This is a genomic window from Chryseobacterium sp., from assembly GCF_008014695.1.
Lineage (GTDB): Bacteria > Bacteroidota > Bacteroidia > Flavobacteriales > Weeksellaceae > Kaistella.
Genome location: NZ_VOXE01000001.1, coordinates 249,939 through 264,434, shown reverse-complemented (window position 1 = coordinate 264,434; position 14,496 = coordinate 249,939). Strand labels below are relative to the sequence as shown.

Sequence of the window (14,496 nt, the reverse complement as noted above, 5' to 3'; positions counted from 1 at the left end):
TCTACCTAACGTAACTTTCGTCGTCTTGGCTGGTCTCATACTTCTAATAGATCACCAAAAAGTTGTGTAACATTAAATTCCTTATGAAAAGCATCTTCACCGAGAAAACCCTCACGCCCACTTCTGCGGAGCTCGAAAAAGCCCTCGGAGCAACGTTTCTGATCTGGAAGGATCTGGAAAACTTTACCACGAAGACGGCGCCATTTACGCTTGCCGAATGGAACTTTTCCGGAGAAAAGTTCGGGTGGAGTTACCGTATCAAAGACAAAAAACGGGTGCTGATTTACCTACTGTGCGGGACGGATATCTCAAAGCAGCCTTTGTTTTCGATCATAAAATTTTCAAATAATATCAAATCGACAATATCCAAAAACTTATAGACACATTAAAACATGAAACAATTAGGTGAACTTTTAATGATTGTATGTTTTCTTTTCGCGGGGATTATCAACGCACAATCAACTAAACATCTAAGGTATTTCAATCAAGACAATATAAAAATCTCTAAAAGTGAATTTCAAACAAAAAGAGATTCCGGAGAATTTTTAGAAATTCCAGGTGACAGTCTGAATTCTTTAAAACTTGTATTTCGTGAAGAAGAAGGATCTATCACAGATATTGAAGATTTATATGAAAAACTGGCAAGTGCAAGTGAAGTTGAAATTAATAAAACCAAACCACTTGTCATTATTTTTCATCCTGGTGAAGATCGTTGTAATTCGTCTGGCAGCACCGACATAAAGTCCAGTAAAAAATGGTATGCCGAACTGGATCAAGGTGTATTTAAAATTATCGGAACTAATCCCATTTATATCTATAAAAATAAATCCGGTCTCCTTAAAGACAAATCCTTCTTGCCATGGAATCTGGATCCGGACGGAACTGTTGAAAGATTATTTTTCAAAAATCACTATCCTTGTGGTAGCTTTACTGTAATCTCCCCAAATGGAACTTATATCAGTTACTTTGGAGAATTTCCAAAAGAATATGTTTGGGCTGCATCGAGGTTAAAATCAAAGTAGATCAACCTAACAGACTCAATTCCTTCGATGAAATAAGTGGCCATTTGTGCTATCAAAAAAAGCAGGTATCATATTTTATATAATTGGCACACCGACTAAACATTGTTCCCCTCATAATGACCATGAAAAGCATCTTCGCCGAGAAAACCCTCACGCCCACTTCTTCCGAGCTCGAAAAAGCCCTCGGAGCCACCTTTCCAATCTGGCAGGAGCTGGAAAACTTTACCACGAAGACGGCACCCTTTACGCTTGCCGAATGGAACTATTCCGGAGAAAAATTCGGATGGAGTTACCGCATCAAAGACAAAAAACGGGTCCTGATTTACCTGCTGCCGCGTGACGGGTATTTCAAGGCAGCCTTTGTCTTTGGGCAGAAGGCAATGGATAAGATTATGGGCAGTACCGTTTCAGAGGCAATTAAAAACGAATTACAGGCTGCAAAATCGTATGCCGAAGGCCGCGGAATCCGCATTGACGTGAAAGGCCACTCCGGTTTTGAAGACCTTTTAAGACTTATTGAGATAAAGATTGGAAATTAGAGATTGATTCTAATGAACATAAGGAATACAATAATTATGACGGTAGTAAGCTCAAAGTCAAGAGACTTTGCGCAGCGGAGGAAGGGTCCAACTTTATTTAGCACTGATACACCTATTTACCAATTGAAATAATTATGAAAGCAAAGAGTTATTATCGCTTCATTCCAATTTTGCTAGGATTGATAGCATTTAGTTACTTTTATCTGTATAAGTTTGTTTACTTGGGCAATAAAAAATTTAAAGAAAGCTCAATAAATGAGAAGATAATAGATAGTAGTAATTGGCCTAAAAGATCAACTTTTTATTATTTACAACATGGATTATCAGTTGAACAATCTGTATTGGATTCTCTTCACTTAAAAATTGATGATTCTATATCCAAAGAAGCAAACACCACTGAATTTAATGTTTACAGGAAGAGTAAAGAAGGTAAATATGAGTTTTACAAAAGATATAATTCAAAGTAATAAATCTGGAAACACAAAACAATTTTAATTGAATCAACTTCTTTATTCAAAATGAATGTCCGACTTTATTATAGTGTATAAATTAAAAATAATATGAGCCCGCTGCGCATAGTTTCCCGACTTGCGCCATCTAAAAAACAGATACTTTGCCAATAGATTCAAAACATATTCAATTAACTGATAAAGCAGTAAAAATTCTTACAAATGCAACAAAGTAAATATGATAAATTAGTATTTGAGTTTGCCACTCTATTTTTGGCTATTTATAAAGTTGATGAAATAAAATTTATAAAATTTGAAAACAATAAACTGTTTGGACAAATAATTTGGAATGATTCTGATGAAGATAACGAAGAAGTTTATTTTAAATGGGAAGTCCAATTAAAAACCTCCCAAATAATAAATTTGATTGACTTACTAAAATATATAGTAGATCATAATTTGTATTACTCTGATATAATTAAGATTACTGAAGGTGAATTGATTGAAAAATTTAAAAACAAAGGATGGAAGCAAATAATGATTATAGATACTCTCGAAAATTTATTTAATATTGAGTTTGAGAGATATGAAAATAATGAGAATGTAGGGTCTTTTTTTGTACATCTATGAAGTAGTCCTCCCAACTCGCCCATAGTTACCGACTTCGCGCAGGAGTCAAATATATACACTTTTAATCAAATCCATGCTGCATCCCGAATCCATAATATAACACTTCTAAAATTTTCCAAAAAAAAATAACCCTCTAACCTCCAGCATATTAGAATTATTTTATAATTTTGATATGGATAAGCGGAACAATATTGCCTGTTCCGCCACCCAAAAAGAGGATGGCCCTGTCCCGAATGAGGGAAACCCTGAACCAAAAGTGGTTTGCCCTTTCCCCTACTCGGGAAACCTTCAACCAATATTGGTTGGCCCCGTCCCCCGCGAGGGACGATGAGAACCAAAACTGGTTTGCCCCGTCCCTCACCCATACCTTGAAGAACCAATTAAATAAATCGTTATGAACAAGTTCAGACCGGCACCGCTCAACTATCAGAGCCTCCGCCACCCCGAATTCGGGCAGCTTATCGTAAGGTTTTTTGAAGATTTCGGCCAGACTTCCCTCCAAACCGCAACCGATCCGGATTTTAAAAGGATGTTTGACTCCCTGCAGACAAAGCTGCCAACCTATAACCGCGCGCTGGACCAAATGCGGGCGAGTGAGGAATCCGCAAAAATCGCACACGCCGATGCCGAACGCGACCGCGACCTCCAGGCGCTGCGCGATGCCATTAAACCCTACCGCAACGCCAGGTCGCAGGCCGAACGCGACGCCTATACGGCGGTGAAACTCCTGCTGAATGAATACCGGCAGGTGGAAAACGCCTCCTTCGAGGAAGAGACCAACCGCCTCAACACCCTTTGCGAACGGCTGCTTTCCGCCGACCACAGTATGCATCTCGCCTCTCTGGGTATCGTGAAATTCGTGAACCAGCTCGATTCCTCGAATACCGCTTTCAACGACCTCTTCTCGACCCGTTCCTTCAAGGCTTCGCAAAAGGTGACCTATGATGTGAAGGCCCTGCGCAATGCCCTCCTTGAGGAATACCGCCAGATGGTGGACTACATTACCACTCTGGCCAATGTAAAGAACGATGCCTTTTACCGGGACCTTTTCGCCGTCATGAACAACGGCCGTCAGTATTACGCCGACGTGCTGCTGGCGCGCCGCCTACGGAATCCTTCGCCCGCACCGGAAGAACCGGTATAAGGAAAAGCTGCCGAACTAAAAACAAAAATCCCGGCTTGCGCCGGGATTATATTATTTCAAAAAGAAGCTGATCAGTGCAGTCCTTCTTCCAAGATCTCTTTGTTCTGGTATTCCTGAACCAAATCGATGGCGTTGGATACCACATCGCTCAAGGCGGTGATAAAGGTTCCTTCCTCGGCCATGCTCATGGCATGTTTAAGGGCTTCGATCTCTTTCGGAATGCTCTCGTAGCTGACATCTCTCCCCGACTCCTGAATTCCGGTAATGATGAGACCGTTGATCTCTTCCTCGGTTCTTCCGCGCAGGTGTTTTTCGTTTCTGATGATGATATAGTCGAACATTCTTCCGGCAATCTTGCCGCATTCCCGGATGTCTTCATCGCGGCGATCTCCGACTCCGGAGATAATGCCAATTTTCTTCGTAGCGTCCACGTTCTTCAGAAAATCCTCAATGGCTTCATACCCTGCAGGATTGTGCGCAAAATCGATGAGCACATGGAATTTCTTGAATTTAAAGATATTCAGCCTTCCCGGCGTGAGCTGTGCACTCGGAATGAAAGTCCGGAGCGAATTGGCAATGTCCTCGATCTCGAAACCGTATAAATAGGTGGCCAAACTTGCTGCCAGTGCGTTCGAGATCATAAATCTCGCTTTGCCTTCCATCGTAATCGGAATATTGATAGCTTTGGCAATGCGTATTTTCCAGTCTCCTTTTTTAATGGTGATGAAGCCTTCTTCATATACACAAGTGATCTTCCCTTCCTTTGCAAATTTGCGGATATGCGGATTGTTCTCGTCGAGACTGAAAATAGCCACCTTGGAATCCAGATCATTGATGATCCGCATGGAATATTCATCGTCGGCATTCAGCACGCACCACCCGTCTTTTTTCACGGCATCCAGTACGACTCTTTTTACGCGCGTAAGGTCTTTCAGGTTATGGATATCGCTCACCCCGAGGTGATCTTCCTTGATATTGGTCAGCACTCCGATGTCACAGGTGTTGAATCCCAAACCTGAGCGCAGGATTCCGCCTCTTGCGGTTTCCAGCACGGCAAATTCCACGGTAGGATCCTTCAGCACAAATTCCGCTGAAATCGGACCGGTGGTATCCCCTTTTGTGAGCATGGTATTCTGGATGTAAATTCCGTCTGAGGTCGTAAACCCTACTCTGTAACCATTGTTCTTGACAATATGCGCGATAAGTCTTGTTGTGGTTGTTTTTCCGTTTGTTCCGGTTACGGCAATGATCGGAATCCTGAAAGGTTTTCCCGGCGGATACAGCATATCCACGACAGGAGCCGCAACGTTTCTCGGCAGTCCTTCACTCGGGGCGAGATGCATCCTGAAACCGGGTGCAGCATTCACTTCAAGGATGGCACCGCCACTCTCTTTCAAGGGCTGGGTAAGGTTTTCAGCCATGATATCCACACCGCAGACATCAAGACCGATAATTCTGGAGATCCTTTCGCACATGGTTACATTTTCCGGATGCACCATATCGGTGACATCAATGGAAGTTCCGCCTGTGGAAAGGTTTGCAGTGGATTTCAGGTAAACGATTTCCCCTTTTTTAGGAACCGTTTCCAGCGAATAACTTAATTTATCGAGGAGTTCATTCGTATCTTTATCAACCAAAATCTCGGTCAGTACATTTTCATGTCCGTATCCTCTTCTTGGGTCCTGGTTTTCTTTATCGATGAGCTGCTGGATGTTCAGTTCGCCGTCGCCAACGATATGTGCGGGAACCCTTCTGGCTGCCGCGACGAGTTTATGGTTGATGACCAGTACACGGAAATCGAAACCGGTGACATATTTTTCGACGATTACTTTCGGGGATACATGCTGTGCATGAACAAGCCCTTCTTTGGCCACTTCCCAGTCGGTTACATTGATGGTCTGTCCGCGTCCGTGGTTCCCGCTCAACGGTTTCAACACCACTGGGTAACCGATCTTGTCGATGACCCTTTTCAGTTCATCCACTTCGCTTACCAGATCACCCACCGGAACCGGAATGGCGGCATCATCGAGCATTTTTTTGGTCAGTTCTTTGTTGCAGGCAATATCTACGGCAATAGAACTGGTCTTTCCGGTAATGGTTGCCTGAAATCTTTGCTGGTTCACGCCATATCCCAACTGAACGAGGGAGTTTTTACCCAATCTGATCCACGGAATGTTCCTTGCAACTGCTTCTTCCACAATGCTTCCTGTGGAAGGCCCGAGACGTTCCTTTTCCCGGAGTTCTTTCAGGGTCAGAATACAGGTTTCCAGATCATAGTCTCTTCCGTCCATTAAATATTCAGAGATCTTTACCGCCTGCTGAGCCGCATATACGCCACAGTTCTCTTCGATATAACTGAATACCACATTGTAAACACCCGGGGTTTTGGTCTCCCGCGTACGTCCGAACCCGGCTTCCATACCGGCTAAGGTCTGGATCTCAAGAGCAATGTGTTCAATGACATGGCCCATCCAGGTTCCCATTTCGACCCGTTGAAAAAATCCACCTTCTACCCCTTCCGAACAGCGGTGAGAAATCATAGAAGGCATCAGGAGTTCCAGTCTTTCCCGGAAACCGTCAATTTTATTGGTAGGAAACTGTTCCACTTCTTCCAGATCCAGACGCATCTGAATAAGTTTTTTTCGGCGGATGCTCCAGATATTCGGGCCTTTCAGAACCTGTATTTTTTCAATTTTCATAGTTTATAAGGGGTATTTTCTGCTGTATATTCTTTAATGATTATCAAAGGTAGCAGAATTGATCGATAATTGGGAATATTTTTATAAAATAGAACATTATTTTCATCATAAGTTCAAAGATCAGCGAATATATTTCAGAGGAAGTTTTTACTAAAGTATTCAGTATGATGTAATTATTTTTTTAAATTTGCAAGGTATGATACCAGTTGGAAAATTAATGATTATCGGTGGCGCCGTAAATAAAGGGAGTTTTGCCGAGACGGAATACGATCAGAACATAGAAAAAAACCTTAACTTCTTTGAAAGAGGAATCTTAAGAAAGATCATCAACGAATCGCGTCTGAAGGAGGATTCGGTCATCGAAATCATCACCACTGCTTCCCAGATTCCTCAGATTGTGGGCCCCGAATATAAAAAAGCATTTGAATTCCTCGGTTCTAAAACCGTCAACGTATTGGACATCCAAAACCGCGAACAGGCCAACAGCGATGCCATCGTAGCGCGCGCCAATGCTGCTGATGTGGTAATCTTTACCGGTGGCGACCAGTTGCGCCTGACTTCCATTTTGGGTGGTACACGATTCCATGAAGCCATCCTTTTAAAATATCAGGAACAGGATTTTATTTATGCCGGAACATCGGCCGGAGCCGCCGCGGCTTCGGAAAACATGATTTATCAGGGTTCCAGCCATGAAGCCCTTTTAAAAGGGGAAATCAAAACTACTCAAGGCCTTGGGTTCATGGAAAATGTCATAATCGACACGCATTTTGTACAGCGCGGAAGAATCGGAAGGCTGTTTCAGGCGGTAGTCAATAATCCCAGAACGCTTGGAATCGGGTTGGGTGAAGACACCGGCCTCTTCATTTATGGAGATAAAATGACGGCAATTGGATCGGGTCTTGTCATCCTTGTCGACGGCAGATTTATTAAAGATACCAATCTGACCAATATTGAGCTTGGAGATCCTATTTCCATTGACAATCTGATCGTACACGTCATGTCAGTCAATGATCATTACAATCTCAAAACGAAGGAACTTACGATCGAAAATTCGCAGTACAATCCCATTCCACAGGATATATAAGAGCCAATTCCGAATCTTCTTCATTTCCAATTTTCCACAAAATATACATGATGAAATTAATTATTCACGGCGGATTTTTTTCCGAAAGCGACCAGAGCAATGAAGTTAAAGCAGCCAAACAGGCTGCGCTGAAACAAATAGTTTCGTCATCATTTGATTATTTAAAAGACCATACTGCGGAAGAAACCGTTGTATATGCAGTTTCGCTGTTGGAAGACAATAATCTTTTCAATGCCGGAACAGGATCGCAAATTCAGAGTGACGGAAAAATCCGGATGAGTGCTTCTTTAATGAACGGTGAAAACCAGAAATTCTCGGGAGTCATCAATATCGAAAATGTTAAAAATCCAATCGAAATCGCCCGTATCCTGATGCAGGAAGATGACCGTGTTTTAGGAGGAAACGGCGCCAAAAAATACGCTACTGAACACGGCATTCCGGAATTTTCCACCGAAATACCGCAGCGCCGAAAAGAATATGAGGAAAAACTCAGAAACGGCGGAAAAGGAACGGTAGGTTGCGTCGCTATCGACAGTAACGGGAAACTTGCTGCTGCCACTTCTACCGGCGGAAAAGGATTTGAACTGGTGGGCAGGGTTTCCGATTCTGCAACAGTCGCCGGAAATTACGCGAACAGATATTGTGCGGTAAGTTGTACCGGTGTGGGCGAAGATATTGTGAGCAATGCAACCGCTTCAAAAATCGTAACCCGCGTTTCCGACGGATTCAGTATTGAAAAAGCATTTGAAAAGACATTTCAGGAACTGAAAGAAATTGAAGGTTTTGCGGGGGCAATCGGAATTGATCACAAAGGAGATATTTTTCATCAGGATTCGCATCCAACCATGGTTTTTGCCAGTTTCGACGGCAGTAACTTTAGTATTTTTAACTAGTATTTATATTTTAACATAACTTTAAAAGAATTAAGTTGGCTTTGGCATAGATTTTACAATCAATGCCATAACATTAATATCAACAACTTAAAAATTAAGATTATGAAAAAGAGAAACGGCTTATTGGCCTTACTTGGATTAGGAGCATTGGCTTGGTGGAAATATAAAAACTCCACACCAGAAGAGCAGCAAGTGGTAAAAGATAAAATCAATACTGCAAAAGACAATCTGAATAAATTCGGGAGCGATTTGAAAAGCAAAGCTTCTGATGTTGCGTCGCAGGTTCAGAACAAAGCTTCTGAATACACAAATAAAGGAGAAAAGTTAGCTGAGGATGTAAAAACTGACGCTCAGCAGAATTTTAATTAATTTGCAAAATACCGTAAATCCGGCTGATCAATGATCAGCCGGATTTTTTTTTGGCAATCAGTGAAAAAACGTGCGGAACTTTTGTACCCAGGTGGGGAATCCGGAACTGTTTATCCCCTACTTTTTCGTTATGCTTAAAGCAGTCGTAAGGCGACCAGTTATATTCATTAAAAAGATTAATTTCCAGCCCGTTTTTAATAAGCGAATTAAGCACTTCGGAAGTGGGATGGTTCCAGGTGACTGTTTTCACACTGATTTCTGCGCTTTTGTCGGCATAAGTTCCCTCTTCATTTTCAACAATGGTTTCTTCGTTAAAATAGCTGTATTTCAAGTGGGTAAAGTCATCATCATACATCCAGATAAAAGGATGAAATTCAACAAAAATAAATTTGCCGTCCGGCTTCAGGAAATGCGACACCACCTTTGCCCATCGGCCCAGATCCGGAAGCCAGCCAATGGTTCCATAGCTGGTATAAACCATATCAAACTTCTTATGGAGCGTATCAGGCAGTTCATAAACATCCGAGATTAAAAACTCGGTGTCTGTTTCACATTTCTCAGCTAAATTTCGAGCTGCTTCAATCGCTTTATCCGACAGGTCGATTCCGGTTACTTTTGCACCCATTCTGGAGAGTGAAATGGAATCCTGGCCGAAATGACACTGTAAATGGAGGATTTCTAAGTCTTTAATATCCCCTAAAAGTTCCAGCTCTATGGAATTTAAGGAAGTTTGTCCTTTTACAAATTCCTCCACAAAATAGAAATCAGATTTCAGGTGTGGTTCCACCTTTTTGTTCCAGGAATTCCGATTGATTTCGAGGTAATTTTCCATGATTGTTTTTTGTAAATATCGCAACAAAATAGCAAATTCAACACACATTCCATTAATTTATCCCAATCTTGTAATAATTCCTATATATTTATATACCAAAGAAAATCAATATTCTAAATACTTACAGAATGAAAAAAATCATTGTCATTTCGCTTACGGTCATCCTGAACTGGCAGGGAAGTTCAATTTCCAAATCTGAAGTGTATCTCTGTGACAGCAGTGGCGGAAAAAAATACCATTACACCAAAAGCTGCAGAGGATTATCCAATTGTAAACATGAAATCATCAAAGTAAGTATTCAAAAAGCCCAGAACATGGGAAAAACCCTTTGCGGATGGGAATAAAATTTACTTTATTGCACAAGCAATAGATTTTGAGTACTTTAAATTGTTTTTAAAAAATCTTCAACAGAGATGGTGTCCTGCTCACCACTCTGAAGATTTTTCACGGTAATTTTTCCTGCGGATATTTCCTCTTCACCGAAAAATACAAGATTTGGGATCCCTTTTTTTTCAGCGTATGTAAACTGCTTTTTCAGTTTGGATGATTCGGGATAAAGTTCTGCAGAAATTCCGCTTTCGCGGAGTTTGGCGATGACTTTTACAGCTTCCAGTGACTCCAATTCACCATAATTTGCAAAAAGATACTGAACCGAGTGGTCCACATTTTCAGGGAAGAGTTTAAGTTCTTCCATTACAAGGTAAATCCGGTCCAATCCGAAGGAAATCCCGATTCCGGGAATGTTTTTCACGCCAAAAACCTCGGTAAGATTATCGTACCTGCCGCCGCCGCCAATAGAACCCATATCAACATGGTTGGCCTTAACTTCGAAAATCGCACCGGTGTAATAATCAAGGCCTCTTGCCAAGGTAATATCGAATTTAAGGCTGTCAGAGGAAATTCCGAGGTCCAGACATTTTGTAAGAACAAATTCTAGTTCTTCTACGCCCTTCGTTCCGATTTCATTTCCTGCAAATTTTTCTTTAAGTGTCCTGAGATTATCGAGTGCATTTTCACTTTGGTTGAAGAGAAAATCAAGTTTATCAATCGACTCCTGCGCAATATTTTTATCCAGAAGCTCTTTTACCACTCCATCTTTGCCTATTTTATCGAGTTTGTCGAGCGCAACGGTAAAGTCGATAAGCTGCTCAGATATTCCTGCAAATTCTGCAAGGCCCGAGAGTATTTTCCGGTTATTCAGATGAAGGGATACCGGAATTTTCAAATCTGAAAAAGATTTCAGATACAGCTGAACCAGGTCCACTTCCTGCCAAAGGCTTTCGGAACCCACTACATCGGCATCACACTGGTAAAATTCCCTGAACCGTCCTTTTTGGGGACGGTCGGCCCGCCAGACCGGCTGAATCTGGTATCGCTTGAACGGAAAAACCATCTGTCCGTGGTTCATTGCCACATAACGTGCAAACGGAACCGTGAGATCGTAACGCAGTGCTTTTTCAGAAATCTGGGAGATCAGTTTCTGGGAGTTTTTAGCGGCCCAATCCTCTTCATTGGTTTTGGAAGCATAATCGCCGGAATTCAAGATTTTAAAGATGAGCCGGTCACCTTCTTCACCATATTTCCCGGTCAAAGTGGAAAGATTTTCAAAACTTGGCGTCTCCAAAGGCTGGAAACCAAACAATTCAAAATTTTTCTGGAGGGTATTGATGATCAATCTTCTGTTCACAATTTCCGTGGCGGTAAAATCGCGGGTTCCTTTGGCTAAACTTGGCTTCATACTTTTGCGTGATGTATTTCTTACTTCTGAAATGCAAAAATAAGGAATTGAAAAGGATTTTCGCCACGTAAGGCTGAAGAAATCGGGAACGCCGATCCGGAGCAATTCTCCACCTGCTTCCTCCATTACCTCTAATTTCCTTACCCTAAACCGTTTCCACAATCTCAATGATCTCTTCGCCGTAATTTTCAATTTTATGTTTGCCGAAACCTTTGATGTCCAGCAGTTCTTCCTTTTTGCCCGGGCGGTATCTGGCAATCGAAAGCAGTTCCTTGTTGGTGGCAATAAAATACACGGGAAGGCTTTGGTCTTTTGCTTTTTCGCTGCGCCATATTTTCAGTGACTCCAGAATCCGGATCTCATCAGGGCTGAGTGCACCATCATCTGCCGTATATTTTTGGGCTTTAGCTTCATTAAACACAATTTTTAATTCTTCATAGTAAATAATGACGCTCCAGTAGCTTTCCTCATCCTGCACGAAAGCCGATTCGTATTTCAGGATGCTGTGTCCGGCCAGAAACCGGTCGAGTACCTTCTGATCGGAATGGATAAATTCATCCGATAACCTGATTTTAAAAAATTTCACTTTCATCTTCTTAAATTTAAGAGTTAGAATAAAAGCCGAAACCTGAGTCAGGTTCCGGCTTTACCCGGAATTTTATTTGCTTCCCAAGAGTACAATCTCTTCTACACGGATTTCGGTGATGTAATGTTTCACTCCAGCCTTATCATCAAAAGTGCGGTACACGATTTTGCCTTCCACCGCAATTTCCTTTCCTTTCTGTACATATTTTTCCATGATATCGGCTAATTTTCCGCTGGCAACAAGGTTGTGCCATTGTGTTTCCTCCACTTTTTCTCCGAGTCCGTTGGTGTAATAATCGTTGGTTGCGAGGGTTACTTTTGCGAGTTTCCCATTTTCGAAGTTCACGGTTTCAACTTCTTTTCCTGTGTGACCGATCAAGGTTACTTTGTTTCTTAGTGACATGATTTAAAAATTTTAATTAAACATTAGAAATGAGACGCACTGTTTTTTCTCAAATCTCTGATGCAAAGATTCAACGGTTCGTAAATTTTATTCGGTAAAAAAATAATTATTTTCGTTTGTTGTCGTTTAAAAACGTTTAAACTGCAATACGATTTTCTGAATACTAGATTTTAACAGTTTCAGGAGGTAGAAAGTTTTAGAATAGAATAAAAAAGGAACTGACCGAACAAAATTCTAAGGAAAAGCCATTTGGAAACGGATAATTTGCTAAATTTGAGGAAATTAACTACCATGAACTGTCTTGAATGCGGCGAAACCATCCATGGCCGGTCCGATAAAAAGTTCTGTTCAGACGGCTGCCGCAATGCCTTTAATAATAAACAGAACAAAGATTCTTCGAACTTTATGCGCAACATCAATAACAGGCTGCGCAAAAACCACCGCATTCTGGCTGATCAGAAGTTCACGGACGGCAAGGCCAAAACTACGCGCAGTAAGCTGGCTTCCGAGGGTTTCGATTTCGAGTATTTCACAAATCTAAAAGTCTATAAAAACGGCGCCGAATACCGGTTTGTATATGATATTGGGTACAAACTGCTTGAGGAAGACTGGATTTTGCTTGTGAAGAAGGAGTAATTTTTCATCAATGTAATATCAAATTCCTCTATTCAAATCAGAAGAGCGGGCTTAAGCCCGCTCTTTATAAATTTTATCTGTTTATTTTCTTATTCCCCCTCCTCAATCAGCCGGATTTTATCCTCCAGAATCTCAATCTTTTTATCGCGGTAAAGGCCGCCAATTGCTTTTTTGAAATTCTTTTTGCTCATCTGCAGTTCCTGCTTGATTTCTTCGGGTTCCGATTTGTCTGAAAGGAAAAGCAAACCGTGGTTTAAGTTCAGTTTCTCCAGAATGACCTGCTGAAACTCATCGTTATTGTCATAGCCTTCGGGCTGCAGGGAAACATCAATTTTACCGTCCTCGCGAATGGTTTTAATGAAACCCGTTTCTTCCGATAAAGGAAACAGTTTTTTGTATACATCAGAAGCGTAGATCAGTCCGATATATTTTTTGTTCACGACCACATTCCAGCCGAGTTCGCCTTCGCCCATGATGATCAGATTCACTTTATCGCCTTTGCGGAAAGGCAAATCTTCGTACTGCGGATTTCTTTTGAAACGTGTAGTTCCGGTAATTAAGCCGATGAATTCATCCACATAAATATGAACAAGGTAACGTTTCCCTTCCTCAATCTTCTGTTTCTGCTGTTTGTATGGTACGAAAAGATCCTTAATGATTCCCCAGTCCATAAAAGCACCGGTAGGCAAGCTCTGCACACAGGTCATAACGGCAAATTCGCCGACTTCGGCGTTGGGTTTCTCAGTGGTGGCTTTCAGTTTATCATCGTCTTGATATACGAAAACTTCCATTTCACTGCCAACTTCTGCATCTTCGGACGCGAAAATTTTAGGAAGAAATGCTCTTTCTCCGTTTTCGTCTTCCAGAAACAGTCCGGAATAGTTTTTTTCTGCGATTTTTAAAAGCTGAGTTTTGCCGAGGTCCATAGGTAAGTAATAATTGAATGCAAAGGTAAGAAAACTAAAGGAACGAAAATTGCTGAAAATGCTGCATGCCATCGTCCGTTATCAAAAAATATTTTTACCGTCCGGAACAGGAGATCCTCACGATCATTTATGTTTCGGGCTCGGTATATGATTATTTTGATGTTCCACAAGCTGTCTTTGATGATTTCAGGGCGGCTTATTCCAAAGGGGTATTTCTGAACAAAAACATCAAACCATTTTACCGGTACGAAAGAAAAGACTGATCAGTTAGTCATTTCCCGATTACCTTAACATTTTTACCCAAAGTTTTGAAGCGAGCTCCATTTTCCTGACAAACAGTGATGGTGATATGCCCAGTTTTACTCAGATTGATGTCCTGCACCGTCCCCGATTTTCCCTTATGGGTTCCGCCAATTACATGACAATGATCCCCATTTTTTAAAGGGATGGATTTTTCAGTATTCATTGTTTTTTTGTAAAATTATAAAAGAGAAGCCGGAACTTCTCTTTTATATATTTATTGAAACTGCTGATTTCCGGTCGAATA

19 protein-coding genes are annotated in these 14,496 nt (G+C 41.5%); 12 read left to right on the top strand and 7 right to left on the bottom strand.

Features of this window, described 5'->3' with window-relative positions; genetic code table 11:
* The first annotated feature begins 83 nt into the window (after positions 1–83).
* The 6 genes from FUA25_RS01255 (at position 84) to FUA25_RS01230 (ending at position 3,784) form a co-directional block, all read left to right on the top strand.
* A complete protein-coding gene (locus FUA25_RS01255; RefSeq protein WP_147755082.1) occupies positions 84–380 on the top strand; it encodes a DUF3788 family protein in 297 nt (98 codons plus the stop codon).
* Positions 381–392: 12 nt separating this feature from the next.
* Complete coding sequence (locus tag FUA25_RS01250) at positions 393–1,022, top strand: hypothetical protein (RefSeq protein WP_147755081.1); 630 nt, start codon at positions 393–395, stop codon at positions 1,020–1,022.
* A gap of 122 nt (positions 1,023–1,144) precedes the next feature.
* Positions 1,145–1,561 (top strand): DUF3788 domain-containing protein, encoded by a 417-nt coding sequence (locus FUA25_RS01245; RefSeq protein WP_185146630.1) that lies wholly within the window; start codon positions 1,145–1,147, stop codon positions 1,559–1,561.
* 134 nt (positions 1,562–1,695) lie between these two features.
* Complete coding sequence (locus FUA25_RS01240) at positions 1,696–2,028, top strand: hypothetical protein (protein WP_147755079.1); 333 nt, start codon at positions 1,696–1,698, stop codon at positions 2,026–2,028.
* 204 nt (positions 2,029–2,232) lie between these two features.
* On the top strand, positions 2,233–2,640 hold the full coding sequence (locus FUA25_RS01235; protein ID WP_147755078.1) for a hypothetical protein: 408 nt from the start codon (positions 2,233–2,235) through the stop codon (positions 2,638–2,640).
* A 394-nt stretch (positions 2,641–3,034) separates the two neighbouring features.
* Positions 3,035–3,784, top strand: a complete 750-nt coding sequence (locus tag FUA25_RS01230; RefSeq protein WP_147755077.1) for a DUF6261 family protein — start codon at positions 3,035–3,037, stop codon at positions 3,782–3,784.
* Between the two features lie 71 nt (positions 3,785–3,855).
* On the opposite strand, the gene cphA is transcribed toward FUA25_RS01230, so the two are convergent.
* Positions 3,856–6,483, bottom strand: a complete 2,628-nt coding sequence (gene cphA, locus FUA25_RS01225; RefSeq protein ID WP_147755076.1) for a cyanophycin synthetase — start codon at positions 6,481–6,483, stop codon at positions 3,856–3,858.
* A gap of 196 nt (positions 6,484–6,679) precedes the next feature.
* On the opposite strand from cphA, the gene FUA25_RS01220 reads away from it, so the two are divergent.
* The 3 genes from FUA25_RS01220 (at position 6,680) to FUA25_RS01210 (ending at position 8,829) form a co-directional block, all read left to right on the top strand.
* Positions 6,680–7,567 carry a cyanophycinase gene (locus FUA25_RS01220; RefSeq protein ID WP_147755075.1) on the top strand — a complete coding sequence of 296 codons (888 nt, stop codon included), beginning with the start codon at positions 6,680–6,682 and terminating at the stop codon, positions 7,565–7,567.
* 50 nt (positions 7,568–7,617) lie between these two features.
* Positions 7,618–8,460 (top strand): isoaspartyl peptidase/L-asparaginase, encoded by an 843-nt coding sequence (locus FUA25_RS01215; protein WP_147755666.1) that lies wholly within the window; start codon positions 7,618–7,620, stop codon positions 8,458–8,460.
* A 102-nt stretch (positions 8,461–8,562) separates the two neighbouring features.
* Complete coding sequence (locus tag FUA25_RS01210) at positions 8,563–8,829, top strand: YtxH domain-containing protein (RefSeq protein ID WP_228411617.1); 267 nt, start codon at positions 8,563–8,565, stop codon at positions 8,827–8,829.
* Between the two features lie 34 nt (positions 8,830–8,863).
* Here FUA25_RS01210 and FUA25_RS01205 read toward each other — a convergent pair whose 3' ends face one another.
* Entirely contained in the window at positions 8,864–9,661 is a 798-nt protein-coding gene (locus FUA25_RS01205; protein ID WP_147755074.1) for a class I SAM-dependent methyltransferase, read from the bottom strand.
* A 128-nt stretch (positions 9,662–9,789) separates the two neighbouring features.
* Here FUA25_RS01205 and FUA25_RS01200 point away from each other — a divergent pair, with 128 nt between their 5' ends.
* On the top strand, positions 9,790–10,005 hold the full coding sequence (locus FUA25_RS01200; protein ID WP_147755073.1) for a hypothetical protein: 216 nt from the start codon (positions 9,790–9,792) through the stop codon (positions 10,003–10,005).
* 38 nt (positions 10,006–10,043) lie between these two features.
* On the opposite strand, the gene hisS is transcribed toward FUA25_RS01200, so the two are convergent.
* From hisS to FUA25_RS01185, 3 genes are all read right to left on the bottom strand, one after another.
* Positions 10,044–11,399, bottom strand: coding sequence for a histidine--tRNA ligase (hisS, locus tag FUA25_RS01195; protein WP_147755665.1), 1,356 nt, complete (start codon positions 11,397–11,399; stop codon positions 10,044–10,046).
* A 145-nt stretch (positions 11,400–11,544) separates the two neighbouring features.
* On the bottom strand, positions 11,545–11,991 hold the full coding sequence (locus tag FUA25_RS01190) for an HRDC domain-containing protein (RefSeq protein WP_147755072.1): 447 nt from the start codon (positions 11,989–11,991) through the stop codon (positions 11,545–11,547).
* 66 nt (positions 11,992–12,057) lie between these two features.
* A complete protein-coding gene (locus FUA25_RS01185; RefSeq protein ID WP_147755071.1) occupies positions 12,058–12,387 on the bottom strand; it encodes a single-stranded DNA-binding protein in 330 nt (109 codons plus the stop codon).
* Between the two features lie 291 nt (positions 12,388–12,678).
* Between FUA25_RS01185 and FUA25_RS01180 the strand changes: the two genes are divergently transcribed.
* On the top strand, positions 12,679–13,023 hold the full coding sequence (locus tag FUA25_RS01180; RefSeq protein ID WP_147755070.1) for a DUF2116 family Zn-ribbon domain-containing protein: 345 nt from the start codon (positions 12,679–12,681) through the stop codon (positions 13,021–13,023).
* Positions 13,024–13,112: 89 nt separating this feature from the next.
* On the opposite strand, the gene FUA25_RS01175 is transcribed toward FUA25_RS01180, so the two are convergent.
* Entirely contained in the window at positions 13,113–13,949 is an 837-nt protein-coding gene (locus FUA25_RS01175; RefSeq protein WP_147755069.1) for a S1 RNA-binding domain-containing protein, read from the bottom strand.
* A gap of 65 nt (positions 13,950–14,014) precedes the next feature.
* Here FUA25_RS01175 and FUA25_RS01170 point away from each other — a divergent pair, with 65 nt between their 5' ends.
* Complete coding sequence (locus FUA25_RS01170) at positions 14,015–14,212, top strand: KTSC domain-containing protein (protein ID WP_147755068.1); 198 nt, start codon at positions 14,015–14,017, stop codon at positions 14,210–14,212.
* An 8-nt stretch (positions 14,213–14,220) separates the two neighbouring features.
* Here the strand turns inward: FUA25_RS01170 and FUA25_RS01165 are convergent, their stop codons facing one another.
* A complete protein-coding gene (locus FUA25_RS01165; protein ID WP_147755067.1) occupies positions 14,221–14,415 on the bottom strand; it encodes a KOW motif-containing protein in 195 nt (64 codons plus the stop codon).
* Between the last annotated feature and the right edge of the window lie 81 nt (positions 14,416–14,496).

Bases quoted from the DNA above. Each gene is read 5' to 3' on its own strand.
- FUA25_RS01255 (WP_147755082.1), top strand. From the start codon at position 84: ATGAAAAGCATCTTCACCGAGAAAACCCTCACGCCCACTTCTGCGGAG.
- FUA25_RS01250 (WP_147755081.1), top strand. From the start codon at position 393: ATGAAACAATTAGGTGAACTTTTAATGATTGTATGTTTTCTTTTCGCG.
- FUA25_RS01245 (WP_185146630.1), top strand. From the start codon at position 1,145: ATGAAAAGCATCTTCGCCGAGAAAACCCTCACGCCCACTTCTTCCGAG.
- FUA25_RS01240 (WP_147755079.1), top strand. From the start codon at position 1,696: ATGAAAGCAAAGAGTTATTATCGCTTCATTCCAATTTTGCTAGGATTG.
- FUA25_RS01235 (WP_147755078.1), top strand. From the start codon at position 2,233: ATGCAACAAAGTAAATATGATAAATTAGTATTTGAGTTTGCCACTCTA.
- FUA25_RS01230 (WP_147755077.1), top strand. From the start codon at position 3,035: ATGAACAAGTTCAGACCGGCACCGCTCAACTATCAGAGCCTCCGCCAC.
- cphA (WP_147755076.1), bottom strand. From the start codon at position 6,483: ATGAAAATTGAAAAAATACAGGTTCTGAAAGGCCCGAATATCTGGAGC.
- FUA25_RS01220 (WP_147755075.1), top strand. From the start codon at position 6,680: ATGATACCAGTTGGAAAATTAATGATTATCGGTGGCGCCGTAAATAAA.
- FUA25_RS01215 (WP_147755666.1), top strand. From the start codon at position 7,618: ATGAAATTAATTATTCACGGCGGATTTTTTTCCGAAAGCGACCAGAGC.
- FUA25_RS01210 (WP_228411617.1), top strand. From the start codon at position 8,563: ATGAAAAAGAGAAACGGCTTATTGGCCTTACTTGGATTAGGAGCATTG.
- FUA25_RS01205 (WP_147755074.1), bottom strand. From the start codon at position 9,661: ATGGAAAATTACCTCGAAATCAATCGGAATTCCTGGAACAAAAAGGTG.
- FUA25_RS01200 (WP_147755073.1), top strand. From the start codon at position 9,790: ATGAAAAAAATCATTGTCATTTCGCTTACGGTCATCCTGAACTGGCAG.
- hisS (WP_147755665.1), bottom strand. From the start codon at position 11,399: ATGAAGCCAAGTTTAGCCAAAGGAACCCGCGATTTTACCGCCACGGAA.
- FUA25_RS01190 (WP_147755072.1), bottom strand. From the start codon at position 11,991: ATGAAAGTGAAATTTTTTAAAATCAGGTTATCGGATGAATTTATCCAT.
- FUA25_RS01185 (WP_147755071.1), bottom strand. From the start codon at position 12,387: ATGTCACTAAGAAACAAAGTAACCTTGATCGGTCACACAGGAAAAGAA.
- FUA25_RS01180 (WP_147755070.1), top strand. From the start codon at position 12,679: ATGAACTGTCTTGAATGCGGCGAAACCATCCATGGCCGGTCCGATAAA.
- FUA25_RS01175 (WP_147755069.1), bottom strand. From the start codon at position 13,949: ATGGACCTCGGCAAAACTCAGCTTTTAAAAATCGCAGAAAAAAACTAT.
- FUA25_RS01170 (WP_147755068.1), top strand. From the start codon at position 14,015: ATGCCATCGTCCGTTATCAAAAAATATTTTTACCGTCCGGAACAGGAG.
- FUA25_RS01165 (WP_147755067.1), bottom strand. From the start codon at position 14,415: ATGAATACTGAAAAATCCATCCCTTTAAAAAATGGGGATCATTGTCAT.